Source organism: Phenylobacterium sp. (genome assembly GCF_035276905.1).
Lineage (GTDB): Bacteria > Pseudomonadota > Alphaproteobacteria > Caulobacterales > Caulobacteraceae > Phenylobacterium.
Genome location: NZ_DATELG010000302.1, coordinates 1 through 13,643, shown reverse-complemented (window position 1 = coordinate 13,643; position 13,643 = coordinate 1). Strand labels below are relative to the sequence as shown.

Annotated in this window: 14 protein-coding genes; 4 read left to right on the top strand and 10 right to left on the bottom strand. The window is 67.6% G+C overall.

Translation table 11 applies throughout. From position 1 onward, the window contains the following. Positions 1-111 precede the first annotated feature (111 nt). The gene (locus VJS38_RS14240) at positions 112-1,365 is read right to left on the bottom strand and encodes an MFS transporter (protein ID WP_324088811.1); all 1,254 of its coding nucleotides are present in this window, start codon (positions 1,363-1,365) and stop codon (positions 112-114) included. Positions 1,366-1,576: 211 nt separating this feature from the next. Here VJS38_RS14240 and VJS38_RS14235 point away from each other — a divergent pair, with 211 nt between their 5' ends. Beyond that, positions 1,577-2,854 carry a Rieske 2Fe-2S domain-containing protein gene (locus VJS38_RS14235; protein ID WP_324088810.1) on the top strand — a complete coding sequence of 426 codons (1,278 nt, stop codon included), beginning with the start codon at positions 1,577-1,579 and terminating at the stop codon, positions 2,852-2,854. 41 nt (positions 2,855-2,895) lie between these two features. Here the strand turns inward: VJS38_RS14235 and VJS38_RS14230 are convergent, their stop codons facing one another. The 7 genes from VJS38_RS14230 to VJS38_RS14200 all read right to left on the bottom strand — a co-directional run bounded on the left by VJS38_RS14230 (position 2,896) and on the right by VJS38_RS14200 (position 8,904). Beyond that, a complete protein-coding gene (locus VJS38_RS14230; RefSeq protein ID WP_324088809.1) occupies positions 2,896-3,681 on the bottom strand; it encodes an HpcH/HpaI aldolase family protein in 786 nt (261 codons plus the stop codon). A gap of 9 nt (positions 3,682-3,690) precedes the next feature. Beyond that, complete coding sequence (hpaH, locus tag VJS38_RS14225) at positions 3,691-4,473, bottom strand: 2-oxo-hept-4-ene-1,7-dioate hydratase (protein ID WP_324088808.1); 783 nt, start codon at positions 4,471-4,473, stop codon at positions 3,691-3,693. Between the two features lie 12 nt (positions 4,474-4,485). Next, positions 4,486-5,376, bottom strand: a complete 891-nt coding sequence (locus VJS38_RS14220; protein ID WP_324088807.1) for a dioxygenase — start codon at positions 5,374-5,376, stop codon at positions 4,486-4,488. A gap of 92 nt (positions 5,377-5,468) precedes the next feature. Beyond that, a complete protein-coding gene (locus VJS38_RS14215) occupies positions 5,469-6,431 on the bottom strand; it encodes a PDR/VanB family oxidoreductase (protein WP_324088806.1) in 963 nt (320 codons plus the stop codon). Between the two features lie 18 nt (positions 6,432-6,449). Continuing rightward, positions 6,450-7,235 (bottom strand): SDR family oxidoreductase, encoded by a 786-nt coding sequence (locus tag VJS38_RS14210; RefSeq protein WP_324088805.1) that lies wholly within the window; start codon positions 7,233-7,235, stop codon positions 6,450-6,452. A 77-nt stretch (positions 7,236-7,312) separates the two neighbouring features. Next, positions 7,313-7,876 carry a MarR family winged helix-turn-helix transcriptional regulator gene (locus tag VJS38_RS14205; RefSeq protein ID WP_324088804.1) on the bottom strand — a complete coding sequence of 188 codons (564 nt, stop codon included), beginning with the start codon at positions 7,874-7,876 and terminating at the stop codon, positions 7,313-7,315. Positions 7,877-7,926: 50 nt separating this feature from the next. Beyond that, the gene (locus tag VJS38_RS14200) at positions 7,927-8,904 is read right to left on the bottom strand and encodes a sugar phosphate isomerase/epimerase family protein (RefSeq protein WP_324088803.1); all 978 of its coding nucleotides are present in this window, start codon (positions 8,902-8,904) and stop codon (positions 7,927-7,929) included. A 102-nt stretch (positions 8,905-9,006) separates the two neighbouring features. Between VJS38_RS14200 and VJS38_RS14195 the strand changes: the two genes are divergently transcribed. The 3 genes from VJS38_RS14195 (at position 9,007) to VJS38_RS14185 (ending at position 12,051) form a co-directional block, all read left to right on the top strand. Then, positions 9,007-10,302 (top strand): Rieske 2Fe-2S domain-containing protein, encoded by a 1,296-nt coding sequence (locus VJS38_RS14195; protein ID WP_324088802.1) that lies wholly within the window; start codon positions 9,007-9,009, stop codon positions 10,300-10,302. A 68-nt stretch (positions 10,303-10,370) separates the two neighbouring features. After that, positions 10,371-11,246: an alpha/beta hydrolase gene (locus VJS38_RS14190; RefSeq protein ID WP_324088801.1), complete on the top strand. Its 876-nt coding sequence runs from the start codon at positions 10,371-10,373 to the stop codon at positions 11,244-11,246. Positions 11,247-11,337: 91 nt separating this feature from the next. Continuing rightward, complete coding sequence (locus tag VJS38_RS14185; protein WP_324088800.1) at positions 11,338-12,051, top strand: isochorismatase family cysteine hydrolase; 714 nt, start codon at positions 11,338-11,340, stop codon at positions 12,049-12,051. 15 nt (positions 12,052-12,066) lie between these two features. Here VJS38_RS14185 and VJS38_RS14180 read toward each other — a convergent pair whose 3' ends face one another. Then, entirely contained in the window at positions 12,067-12,816 is a 750-nt protein-coding gene (locus tag VJS38_RS14180; protein ID WP_324088799.1) for a glucose 1-dehydrogenase, read from the bottom strand. A gap of 119 nt (positions 12,817-12,935) precedes the next feature. Continuing rightward, the gene (locus tag VJS38_RS14175; RefSeq protein ID WP_324088798.1) at positions 12,936-13,394 is read right to left on the bottom strand and encodes a hypothetical protein; all 459 of its coding nucleotides are present in this window, start codon (positions 13,392-13,394) and stop codon (positions 12,936-12,938) included. Between the last annotated feature and the right edge of the window lie 249 nt (positions 13,395-13,643).

The window sequence follows — 13,643 nt, the reverse complement described above, 5'->3', positions numbered from 1 at the left end:
CGCGGCGAGTGCGGAGCCGGCCAGCAAAGTCGAAAGTAAGCACCAACGCGGCATGTGTTTCCCCCTTTATGAATTTCCATGGAAGATTACACAGCCGCGCCTGACGTCAATTTAAATCTTCTGCGGAAGACGTTTTCTTAGCCGGGGGTCGGGGGACGGCGCGTCGCGCTTGTGAACTGGAATGCTGTACGGGCCGAGGTAGAAGACCGCGACCGCTCCCGTCACAAGAAGGCCGGCGAAACCTAGAAACGCCGGCCCGTAGGACCCCTGCACGTCGTAGCAGCGGTTGGCAAGCCAGGTTCCCGCGCCGCCGCCCCATGCCCAGACCACCCACAGCACGCCGAGCACGCGGCTGTAGTCGATGAGCCGGAAATAGCGGCTGACGAGGAAGGACAGGAGGTCCGCCTCCGCGCCCAGCGCCATGGCGACCAGGGCCGCGCCCACATAGGCCTGCGCCGGGACGTAGACGAGCAGCAGAAGTCCCGCGGCGGCGGCGGCGAAGGTTATGGCGCAGATGATCGGCGCGAACACCTTGTCGAGGGCGTATCCCACCGCCACGCGGCAGGCCCAGGAGGTGAAACCGGCGACCGACAGCGCCGCGGCGATGGTCGCCGGGTGGATTCCGCGGTCCTTGAAATAGGGGACCAGGCTCGCCATGCCCCCGAACGTCGCGACCGAGACCCCCAGGATCGGGAATGCGATCAGCCAGAACTTCGGGTTGCGCACCAAGAGGTCGCCGACCGGCGTAGGTTCCGTCGAGCGTGACGCGGTGGCCTCGCTGGCGGCGGCCGGGGTGCGCACAAGAAACACAAGGCCGGCGACCGATATCAGGGCCGCGAGCACGCCGATCGTCCCGAACCCTGCGCGCCAGCCATGATTATTGACCAGGTAGTGCGCGAGCGCCGGACCGAAGGTCGAGCCGGCGCCGCTGCCGGCCACCACGATGCCGAGCGCCAAGCCCCGACGCTCATCGAAAAAGCCGCTGATGGCGACTGCGTAAGGCAGCGCGCTGCAGGCGGCTCCGCAAAGGCCGATGATCAGGAAGAGCGCCGGAAAGAAGCTCGGTTGCGGCGGCAGCAGCGCCACGGCGGCGAACAATAGCCCGAACAGGGCGGCCATCACGGCCGCAGGGCGGCGGATGCCCAGCTTCGCGATCAGCCAGCCCAGGAAGACCGTGCCCAGCCCGGACCCGACGAGAAACGCGGTCATGTTGAGCGATAGCGTGTCGCGGCTCCAGCCGAACTCCTCGCCCATGGCGGCCGACAGGATGCCATAGGCGTAGACCATGATGGTTCCGGCGCCGACTGCCGAGCCCAGGAAACCGGCCACAACGGTCCACCACGGATTGATTGATCGGCTCAGCACAGGCCGCCTCGCGACTGGGGTTGGGGCCGGCTGGCGGCCAAACATCTTCCATGTAAGAACATTCGCGGCCTATTGGTCAAACGCGATCTCGCCGGAAGAGCGGAGACGTGGCGCCTGCCGGCCTCGCGGGCGACGGCCGCGCCCTTCCTGTTGCGCCGCTCCATCTTCCGTGGAAGGAATCGCGAGGGAAGCAGTTCGTGAGGAGCTGAAGATGCTGTCGAAGGCCGACAACGAACGGATGTGCAGAGTGGGGCCGGGAACGCCGATGGGCGAGGCGGCCCGCCGGTACTGGCTTCCGGCGTTGCTTTCCGAGGAGCTTCCGGCGCCTGATTGTGATCCCATGGGCGTCACGGTCCTCGGCGAACGCCTGGTGGCGTTTCGCGACACCCAGGGAAGAGTCGGCCTGTTGCAGGAATTCTGCCGCCATCGGGGCGCCTCGCTCACGCTGGGGCGAGTCGAGGGATGCGGCATCCGTTGCATCTACCACGGCTGGAAGTTCGCTGCCGACGGGACGGTGATGGAAACGCCGAATGTGGCCGATCCCGCGTTCAAGAACAGGTTCAAAGCAGAAGCCTATCCGACGCATGAGGCAGGCGGGATCGTCTGGGCCTATCTCGGGCCGCCGGGCCTGCGCCCCCCTGCGCCGGACTGGCCCTGGCTGCACCTGCCTGCGCGGCATCGGATCGCGACGGTGCACAGCCTGGCGTGCAACTACGTCCAGGTCCTTGAGGGACTCGTCGATTCGAGCCACTTGGGCATCCTGCACGCCAACAGCCTCGACGCCGGGGCCGCCTCGGACCTGCGCTTTGCACAGAGCACCACCGAGATGCGGTTCGATCTGGCGCCCACGCTCGAAGTCGAGCCTGCCGCGTTCGGTTTCCGCTATGCGGCGCTTCGCAACATTGAAGCGGGCCGGGTCCAGGCAAGGATCACGGCCTTCGCCCCGCCAGGCTTCGTGTTCAACCCGAACGGGGACGTCCTGACCATCTGCGTTCCCGCCAGCGATGAGCGGACCGACTTCTACCATATCTTCTGGGACGCGGCGCTCGCGCTGGGCGAGGAGCCGCTGCGAAGCGAGCACTTGAAGTTCGTCGGACTTGATCCGGCCTCGTTGGACACCTTCGGCTTGAGCCGGCGAGCGGCGCACGGGCCGGCGCGGCCGGCGCCGGCGAACCGCTACCACCAAGACCGCGCCAGGATGGCGCGAAGCTTCAGCGGCCTGCCGGGGCTTATCGAGGAGGATGCCGCCGTCTCCGTCGCCAGCGGAGCGATCCGCGACCGGTCGCGGGAGACCTTGTCGAAGGCGGACGTCGCGGTCCAGCGCTTGTACCAGGTCTTGCTCGACTGCGCCCATCGGGTGGAGGCCGGGGGCGCTCCGCCCGGGGCGGACGGGTCGCTCAACGCGGCCGCCGGGCTGCACGCTGACCTGGCGCCCGGCGCCGATTGGCGGCAGCTGGTCGACGGCGGTCGGCTCGCTGCGGCTAGCTAGACCATTCGCCGCCGAAGTGGACGCCGGTTCGGCGCAGCGAATTAGCCCCCGGTCGGATCGCTTGGCGCACAGAAGCGCCCGGCGAGGGCGTCGGCGGCCCGGGCGAGCATGGCGGCGTCCACCCCCACAGCGACGAAGCCCGCGCCCTGCGCGAGGCAGGCTTCCGCAAACGCCGCATCGCCCGTGAGCAGCCCCGCGGGGACGTTCAGGCGCCGTAGCCGTGAGATCGCATCGAGCACGGCGGCCTGGACAGCGGGGTGACCGGGCTGGCCCACGTACCCCATGCTGGCGGCGAGGTCCCCGGGTCCGATGAAGACCCCGCTCACGCCGTCGACCGTAGCGATGGCCTCGAGGTGCTGAAGGGCGGCCTCGGTCTCGACCTGGACCAGGAGACAGAGCTCCGTGTCCGCCCGCCGACCGTAGTCCGGTATTCGGCCGAACCGCGTGGCTCGCGTGGAGGCCGAGACGCCCCGGATCCCCCGCGGCGGATAGCGGATCGCGGCCACCGCCGCGGCGGCCTCCTCCGCCGACTGCACATAGGGAATCAGCAACCCTTGGGCGCCGATGTCGAGGAGCCTCTTGATGACCACGGCGTCGTTGGTCGGCGGCCGCACGATCGGCGTGGCTGCGTAGGCCGACACCGCTTGCAGCTGAGCCAGCACGGTCTCGACGTCCGCGGGCGAGTGCTCCATGTCGAGCAGCAGCCAGTCGAAGCCGGCGCCGGCGACGGCCTCCGCGGCGAACGGGTTCGCCAGCGTGAGCCAAAGCCCGATCTGTCGTTCACCGGCCTCCAGCCGGCGCTTGAAGGTATTGACGGGGAGGTCCAAGGCGGCGGCCTAGACGAACGAGACGCCGATGGCGCCGAGGTCGCCAAAGTCGGCGTAGATCACATCGCCGGACGCCACCGATACCGGGCGGGTGAAGGAGCCCCCGAGGATGATTTCCCCGGCCTCCAGCCCCTGATCCAATGCGGCCAGTTTGTTGCAAAGCCAGGCGATCCCCGCCGCCGGGTGCCCCATCACCGCTGCCGAAACCCCGGATTCCTCGATGACGCCGTTCTTGGAAAGCGTCGCGCCGATCCACCGCAGGTCGACGTCCATGGGCCGGACGGTCCGGCCGCCGATGATCAGGCCGCCGGCGGCGGCGTTGTCGGCGATGGTGTCGGTGATCGCGCGCGGCACCTCCGTCCGGTAGTCGATGATCTCCATGGCGGGGGTCACGAATTCGGTCGCGCGCAGCACGTCGTGCACCCGCACCTGCGGTCCGCGCAGCGGCTGGCCCAGCACGAAGGCGAGTTCGACCTCGAGCCGCGGCTTGATGAAGCGCTCGGCGGGAATCTGGGCGCCGTCCGTATAGAGCATGTCGTCCAGCAGGTGGCCGTAGTCCGGCTCGGTGATGTTCGACGCCATCTGCATCGCCCGCGAGGTCAGGCCGATCTTGTGGCCGATGATCCTGGCGCCGGCCGCGACGCGCAGCTCGGCCCAGCGCCGCTGGATCTCATAGGCGTCCTTCAGCTCGATCTCGGGGAAGCTCTTGCTGAGCTGCGGGATGACGCGACGCTCCCGGTCCGCCTGATGGAGCTGGGCCGCGCCTTCGCGAAGCTGGTCGTTGGTGAGCATGCCTTGGGCCGCCTACTTGATCGGGGGGCGGGGCAGCGTCGCCTCACCCGGTTGCATGACAAAGGTGTAGTCGAGCGAGTACCAGGGCGCGTCGACCGTCTCCGTCGGGTGCGCTTCGCCGTGCCGTTCCAGCCGGCCGATGAGATGCCGCGACACGCCGAACTGGGCGTCGGAATCGAGGCGCTCGTCGTCGGCGAGATAGACCTGGGAGATCAGCGTCTTGAAGCCCGGCTTGTAGGCCAGGGCGTGCATGTGGGCCGGCCGGAACGGGTGCCGGCCCTGGGCCGCCAGCAGGCGGCCCACCACGCCGTCCGTCGGGATCGGATAGCCGGCCGGCTTGACGGTGCGGAACCAGAAGCGCCCGTCCGCGTCCGTCGTGAACTTCCCGCGGAGGTTCATGTCGGCCTGCTCGGAATCCTGGTTCTCGTAGAGGCCGTTCGGGGCGGATTGCCAGACATCCACCTCCGCCCCCGCGATCGGCTCGCCGTTTGGATCGACGATGCGTCCGGTCATGAACAGCGCGGGGCCCGGCGTCGCCGAGCGCAGGATCGATCCGCCGTTCTCCGTGCGCGGGGAATGCATGCGCCAGAACGGCCCCAGCAACGACTGCGACGTGCGCCGGCTCGAACTGCCGGGATTGTTGATCATGCAGACAAGGGACGACACGCCGAGGGAACCGGCCATCAGCACGGTCTCGTTGTGAGTGTCGTTGGTGAGCTGGCCCATTTCGTTGATCAGCGCGGTGGCCGTTCTGAATTCATCCTCGGTCAGCCTCACCTCCCTGACGAACCCGTGGAGGTGCCGGATGAGGCACGACATGATCTCCCGAAGACGCGGGTCCTGCGTCCGGTCCATCACCGCGATGACGTCCGCGGTGAGCTGGTCTGGATCCTCAACAATCATGCCGCTCCCTCCTCGCCTCCCGCGCCTGGCCCGCGGCGCCCGGCTTCCTCCACGCCCATAAACATCTTCCGCGGAAGGTCAATCACCCGCGCTTAGAGATCGAGAACCAGCTCGTCGGAAAGGGCCCCCGAGCAGCACACCATCATGGCGCCGCCGCTAAGGCGCTCCTCGTCGGTGAGGATCTGGTCCCGGTGGTCGGGTTGGCCGCTGATGACCCGCGTCTCGCACGCGCCGCAGATTCCCTGCTGGCACGAGTAGGCGATGTTCACGCCGTGGGCGAGCAGCACGTCGAGAATGGTCTTGCCTTCCGGAACGGCAAGCCGGCGCCCGCTTCGGTTGAGGACGAGGGTGAAGCTGCGTTCGGTCGCCGCGTGCGTATCGGCGGCAAAGTACTCGAAATGCACGTGGGATGCGGGCCGCTCGCCGCACGCGGCGCGAAAGGCCTCAAGCATGCCCTTGGGACCGCAGCAGTAGAGGTGGGCGTCCTCCGGTTGAGCCGCCACGAGGGCCGCGATATCGAGCATCGTCCCGCCGGGTTCGCCGTCGAAGTTGAATACGACGCGGCCGTCGCAAGCCTCGGCCCGCGACTGAACAAGGTCGCGGAAAGCCGCCTTGGCGGCCGTCTGGGCGCAGTAGTAGAGGGTCCAGGGCCGATCCAGGCGTCCGAGCCGCTCGATCATGGAGCAGATCGGGGTGACGCCGATACCGCCGGCGATCAGGACATGCCGCCCGCCATCGTCCGCCACCGCGAAGTTGTTCCTCGGCCCCTCGACGACGATCTGGTCGCCGACCCGCAAAGTGTCGTGCACATAGCGCGAGCCCCCCTGCGACAGCGGCTCGCGATAGACCGCCACCACGTAGCGGCCCCGCTCGGTGTCGGGGTTGACCAGGGAGTAGCTTCGAATGAGCCCGCCGGGCAGGTGGAGGTCGATGTGCGACCCGGCGGTGAAGGCCGCGAGGGGCGCGCCCGATGGCGAGGCCAGTTCAACTGAGAGGATGTCCTGGGCCTCCAGGCGCATCGCCTGCACGACCAGCATCTGTTTGGGAGCCTGCACGTCTGATGACCCCGGGTCTTAGCGAGGGCGCCAGTCGAGATCGGGCAGCGCCGCAGCCACGCTCACCCCGCCGTCTGCGGGCAAGATCTGGCCCGTGACGATCTTGGCCAAATCCGAGGCCAGGAACAGCACGCCGCCGGCGATGTCGGCGGGCTTGGCTGCACGGCCGAGCGGAATGGCGCCCTCGACCTGCCGCCAGCTCTCGTCCGAGAGCAGCTGCTCGAGGCGCGGCGTGCGGATGAAGCCCGGCGCGATGGCGTTCACCCGTACGCCGCGGGCGGCGTATTCGAGAGCCGCGCCGCGAACCAGGTGATGCAATGCGGCCTTGGCGCTTCCGTACGCCGTCTGGCGCCGGACCACATGGCTGCCGGAAAGGGACCCCACCATGGTGAAACTGCCGCCGTCGACGACGTACTCGGCCCCGATCTGCAGCGTCAGGAAGGCGTGGCGGACCACCATCTCGAACTGCCAGGCCCAGTCGTCGTCGGTGAAGTCCCGCAGCGGCTGCAGCTTGGCGATTCCGATGATGTCGACGACGCCTTGGACCTCGCCGAACCGCCGGGCGGCCTCTTCGAAGGCGCCGCGCAGGCTTTCGCGGTCCAGGGCGTCGGCCTGGAAGGCGACAGCCCCCGTCTGCTCGGCCACGGCGGCGGCCATGGCCAGGTCGCGATCCGCCACCAGCACCTCTGCGCCGGCCGCCCGCAGGTGACGGGCGATCGCAAGCCCCAACCCCTCACCACCGCCGATCAGGACGAATGGTCTTCCACGCAGTCCGAACAACTCCGCAGGCGTCAGCTCGCTCATCCGGTCTCGCTCCCACGTCCAATGATCTTCCGTGGAAGATCGCGGCAGGAAGGTGACCTGTCAACCCGGCGCGAGAATCAAAGGGAGGGATCGTCCAGTTCCAGGGTGGTGAGCAGCCGTTCACACAGCTGCATCGCGTCCTGGATTTCCTGTGGAGAAAAGTCCCTGGTGGCCCGGGAGATCAGTCCGCGGGTGGAAACCGTCTCGATCATCTCATCGGCCGCCTTGCGGCCCTTCTTGGTGAGCTGGACCAGGAAGCCGCCGCCGAACGACGGATCGGGAATTCTCACGACGAAGCCGGAGGCCTGCAGTCGATCCACCTGTTTGGTGATGGCCCCCGAGGTCACCAAGAGCGCGCGGAACAGGTCCGTCGGTCGACGCACGAACGGCGCCCCTGCCCTGCGGAGCGAAAAGAGGACCCGCATCTCCGGGCCGCTGATTCCGTAGGTTTCGCGGCACATGCGGTCGTAGGCGCTGTCGAGTATGCGCCCGAGGCGCACCACATAGATCTGCAGAAGCAGCCCCGTCGCGTCGAGATGCGGCAGCTCCCGCCTCCAGGAGGCGGCAAGCTCGGCCGTGTGGCTGCCTCGGACCTTCTGTTCGGGGCGTTTTCGACGTCGCCGCCGCTGTGGCTCACTCATCTGCCCCCCGGGGTGGTCCAGATCTACAATCTTCGTTGTTGATAGGAGCGTCAGGTTCCACGGGCAAGTTGCCCGGAACCAGCGCCGAAGCTGGGAAATGCGTCCATGAGCGGCCCTCCACCCTGCGCCAGATAGGCCTGGTTCAGCGCCCGCAGGCGCGCCAGGCCTCGCCGTTCGCCTTCCAGGCTGTCCTCGGCCCAGTCATGTTCGAGCTCGACAAGTCCCTGGTAGCCGTGCCGCCCCAGGCTTCGGAGCACGCTCAGCATGTCGATCGTTCCGGCGCCGGGCTCCACGCGACCCGGCTGATCGGCCAGCTGCACCAAGCAGACATGGGGCAGCGTATGCTGGAGCGTCGCGACCGGGTCCTCGCCGACGGACTGAACGTGACCGCTGTCGAAGATCAGCCGGACCGCCGGGTGCGCGCTCGCCTCGATCACCTCCAGACCGTCGGCGTACGTCTTGAGCATCATCTCCGGCAGCACGATCATCGGCTCCAATCCAATGCAAAGCCCTGATCGCTGCACGAGGTCGGCGGCCCGGCGAAGATTGTCGACCAGCCCCGTTCGCTCCTCCGCCATGGGCCGGGCGGGATCGGCCGCGGCGAGCACGGCGATGGTGGCGGCGCCGATCTCCTTGGCGGCGGCGACGGCGCGGATCATATGGGCGGCGATCTTCTCGCGCGCGGCGGCGTCGGTGCGCCCCCAGAGGGGCTGTCGAATGACCTCCCAGGACGCCCATACGACGCAGCCGGTCGCAAGGCCCCGATCCCGCAGCACCTTCGCAAGCTGCGAGCGCTCGGCGGCCGGACGGCTGACCGCCCACGGATACTGGACCCCGGCAAAACCCAGGTCGGCGGCGCGCGCGGCCTGCGCGGCCGGGGAGACATCGCCCGCACTGTGCCGGAACAGCGGCTGATCGGGTGACCGGTAGCCGAGCTGCGGCGCAAACCGAAACGCCCATCTTCCGGCCGCGTCTGCATCCGTCGACAACGCCGAAGCCCCCGCTGACCCAAGATAAAGATCTTCCATAGAAGTCCATCAAATCGCAAGAGCCCGGCTGTGGCCGCACGGCCTTGAAACCGCTCAGGAGCGTCTCTATGGTCTTCCTAGGAAGAAAATTGGGAGGATGTCATGCTCTCGGCCGCAGACAACGATCGCATGTGCCGGGTCGGACCAGGAACCCCTCAGGGCACGGCCATGCGCCGCTTCTGGATTCCGGCCCTGCTATCCTCCGAGCTGCCGGCGCCGGACTGCGATCCCGTGCGTGTGCAGGCGCTGGGCGAGGATCTCGTCGCCTTTCGCGACAGCGAGGGCCAAGTCGGTCTCATCGACGAGTACTGCCGCCACCGCAACGCGTCGCTGAGCCTCGGCCGCGTCGAGGGTTGCGGCATCCGCTGCATCTATCATGGCTGGAAGTTCGACCGGCACGGCAACATCATGGAGACCCCGAACGTCGCCGATCCCAAGTTCAAGCAGCGCTTTAAAGCCAAGGCCTACCCGGTCCGCGAGGTCGCCGGCATGGTCTGGACATACATGGGCCCGGCCGAGCTGGAGCCGCCGTTCCCCCACTACGCCTTCATGGACGTCCCCGACGCCAACCGCCTGAATGCGATGGCCATCGTGCCCTGCAACTTCGTCCAGGTGATGGAGGGCCTCGTGGATTCCTCCCATTTGAGCGTGCTTCACACGGTGGGGCTGAAGAACACCGACATCTCGCAACTGTCCTTCGCCGCGGCCACCGGCCACATGCAGTTCGACGCGGCCCCGCACATCGAGGCGGACGATACGGACTTCGGGTTCCACTACGTCGCGATCCGCCGCATCCACGAGGCGGGCGCCGAGCGCACCATCGCCCGCGTGGCCGCGTTCCAATCGCCGTGTTTCGTCTTCAACCCCAACGGGGACCTCTGGTTCGCGGTCGTTCCGATGAGCGACGAGCGGACCATGTTCTTCCACCTCTGGTGGGACGCCCAGAAGAAGATGGGCGAGGAGCCGCTGGCCAGCGAGCAGCTGCGGTTCGTCGGCCTTGATCCCGAAACGCTTGAGGAATGGGGCATGACGAGGACGACGGTCGAGCTCGGCCGCCTCAGCCCCCACAGCGGCTATATGCAGGATCGCGAGGCGATGCGGCGCGGACACTTCACCGGGATCGCCAACTTCACGCAGGAAGACGCCATCGTCAGCATGTCCGCAGGCGCCCTTCGCGACCGCAGCCGCGAGATGCTCTGCGTGGCCGATCTGGCGATCACCTGTCTCTACCGGGCGCTCCTGAAGTCCGCCAACGCCGGGGAACGGGGGGAGGCCCCCATCGGCCTCAACGCCGACGTCAGCCGCATCCGAGGCGCGAACGCCACCTTGGAGCTGGGGGTCGAATGGCGCACCCTGGTCCCGGAGCACCGGCTCTCGACAGCGATCGCAGCGGAATAGTCTGCTCGCCCCTCCCCGACCACAACCCATGACGCGCCGTGTCCGGCGCGGGGAACAGAGCAGGCGGCATGCTTCAAATCGATTCTAATCTCGCCCAGATCCGCCAGAAGATCGCCGACATGGGCGCGCGCTTCGACCCCGGCGTCTTGGCGGCCACGATGGCGCTCTACGCCGACGCCGTGGCCACTTCGGCGCCTGGCGTCGAGCGGATCGCCGATATCGCCTTTGGGGAACACCCGCGCCAGCAGCTCGACATCTATCGGCCTCGCCAGCAGGACGCGCCTGTCCTGGTCTTCTTCCCCGGCGGCGGATTCATCAGCGGCGGCAAGGACGAGCATCCGAGCTTCTACCGCAACGTCGGCGTCTATTTCGCGCGGCACGGCTATCTGGCCATAATCGCCAACTACAGGCTGGCCCCGGAGTTTTGCTGGGCCGAGCAGACCGCGGACGTTGCGGCGGCCGTGGCCTGGGTCAGCGCCAACGCCGTCCGCTATGGCGGCGATCCGGGCGGTCTGTCGCTGATGGGACAGTCCGCGGGGGCGGTCAACCTTGCAAACTATCTGTTCCATCCGCTGCATGGCGGCGCGGCCGAAGCGGCGGGGGTGCGGCGGGCGATCCTGATGAGCGGCGTCTATCGCTTCACGCCTCAACTTCCGCCCAACGTCCAGCACTACGCCGGTCCGCCGTCGCTCTGGCGGGACCGCTCTCCCCTCACTCACGCCCGCCGCAACCGTATCCCGCTATCGCTGTGCCTTGCGCAGTACGATCCCGCCATGCTGGCTGCCCCGACGCTCGAACTCGCGCTTGCGCTCACGCGGCGGGACGGCTGCTGCCCGCCGCTGCACCGCTTCGCCGGACATAATCACGTCTCGACCGTGCAGAGCCTCGGGAGCGCCGACGACCAGGTGGGAGCTGTGCTTCGCGCGATGCTTGAAGCGCCTTAGGACGCGGACCTCGGACGCGACCCGTTGCAGACCTGGAGGAGCAAACCACTGCGGGCGCCGGTTAAAGACGCTTCGATAGGGAGAAACAGCGGTGCACGAGATCTCGATTTCCCAGCAGCTGGTGGACGCGATCGTCAGTCGACTTGGCCGGCTTCCCCGTCATGTGACCTTGGACGCCAGCAAGACCGCGCTCGTGGTCATCGACATGCAAAATGTCTTCATGCTGCCCGGCATGCCGGTGGAGGTGCCCGCCGCCCGGGAAATCGTGCCCAACATCAATCGGCTGGCGGCGGCGATGCGCGAAGCCGGCGGCAAGGTGATCTGGGTCAAGATGACCCTCGAGGGCCAAAGCAACGTCTGGTCAGTCCTGTTCGACTGCGATCCTAATCCGGCTGCATTCGAGCAGATGATGCCCGGCTCCCATGGGTTCGAGCTGCATGCGGACCTCGACGTGCGGCCCGAGGACATCATTCTCGAGAAGAACCGTTTCAGCGCCTTCATTCAGGGCGCGTCCGACATCGATCGCGTCCTTCGGGCGGCAGGGATCGACACGATCGTCGTGACAGGCACGCTGACCAATATCTGCTGCGAGTCTTCGGCCCGCGACGCGATGATGTTGAACTACAAGGTCGTCCTTGTTTCCGACGCAAACGCAGCGATTACCGATGCAGAACATAACGCCGCCCTGAACACGGTTCTCTTCGCCTTCGGCGACGTGCCCACGACCGACGACGTGATCGGCCGCCTGACGTCGTCGAAGTCCGGGCGGGTGCGGGCGGACGCAACTAGCGGAGCCTTGATTTAGGCTCAGCAGCCCCTCTCAGACCGAGCCTCCGTCGACCGGCAGGATCTGGCCGGTGATGAAGCGGCTCTGGTCGCCCGCGAAGAAGACGGCGGCGCCCGTGAGATCGTCCGGATAGGCGTCCCTGGGGATCGAGCGATTTTGTACGGCGATGTCTCGCTGAAGGGCGAGGAACTCCGGGTTGCCCAGGTTGCCCTCGGTGAGGAAGTATCCGGGCGCGATAGCATTGATCGTGATGTTGTCGACGCCGAGCTCGCGCGCCAGCGATCGGGTCATCACATGCACCGCGGCCTTGGACGCGACGTAGTGCGTAAGCCGCGGCAGGGCCTTGATGGCGGTTCCCGACCCGATGTTGATGATGCTGCCCGAGCGGCGGGCCCGCATGCTCGGCGTGACCGCCCTGATGCAGAGGAACACCCCAAGCACGTTCACGTCCATGACCTTGCGCCACTCGTGAAGGTCGATGTCCTCGAAGGGCTGTTGCTTCAGCGAGGCGGAGACGGCCGCGTTGTTGACCAGCACGTCGATCTGACCGAAACGCGAGATCACCTCGGCGACCATGGCCGTGACCTGGTCCTCGGACGCCACGTCCACCCGCTGGCCGACGGCGACGCCGCCCGCCTCGAGGATCTCCGCAACCGCCGGCTCAGGATCATTGATGTCGGCCACCACGACGGCCGCGCCTTCGGCGGCGTACCGCCCGGCGATCGCCCGGCCCAGACCCGTGGACGCCCCGGTCACGATCGCCACCTTGCCCGACAGTTGCATGGCATCACCCCTTGCTGAAGCTCGCAAAGCCCTCCCTAGCGCATAAACATCTTCCCCGGAAGATTATTGTGCGGAGCATCCGCCAGTGCTTCACGTGGACGTACGGGCCGGCGGGCGGCTCAGTGCGCCACGCGCGCGTTGTCCGACGTGCCGACGACGCGGACCCGGTCGCCGACCCGGAAGTCGCGCGGATCGCCGGGCTGGACGATGGCGACGGTCTGGCCGTTGTCCATGGTGACCGACACCTCGACGCCGCGGGTCGCCTGCGAGCCCTGGATGGCGCTGCCGAGCGCGCCGCCGGCGACCGCCCCGCCGATGCCGCCGGCCACGTTGGCGGACACGTCGCCCCCCAGCTGGCTGCCAGCGAGCGCGCCGAGCGCCGCGCCCGTGGCCATGCCGAGGTGGGTCTGTCCCGGACGGATGTCGACCGGCCGGACGCTGACCACCTGGCCGAACGCGACGGGCTGCGCGCGCATCGACTCCGAACTGGCGAAGGTTGAGGGGCCGTGCGGGGTCTCGCAGGCCGTGACGCCGACAAGACAGAGCGAAAGGGCGATGAGCCCAAGTTCGTGTCGCATGCGGTTCTCCGACATAGCCCCGGCGCGGAACAAACCTCCGACCGGGCGGCGGAGAAATCGGGTGAAGCCCCCATGACGAACTCAGGGCCCGCGCCCGGCCGCCCTGCCGCTAGATGTGAGCTCTCAGTAGGTTGTCCATCCGGTCCGGACCGGGAAGGCTGTTGTTGCGACACTTCAGCTGAGTCTCGGGGGACCGGATGAACCTGCATAGGAATGCCCGCACGACGCCTGTCAGTCGAGCCGAGATGG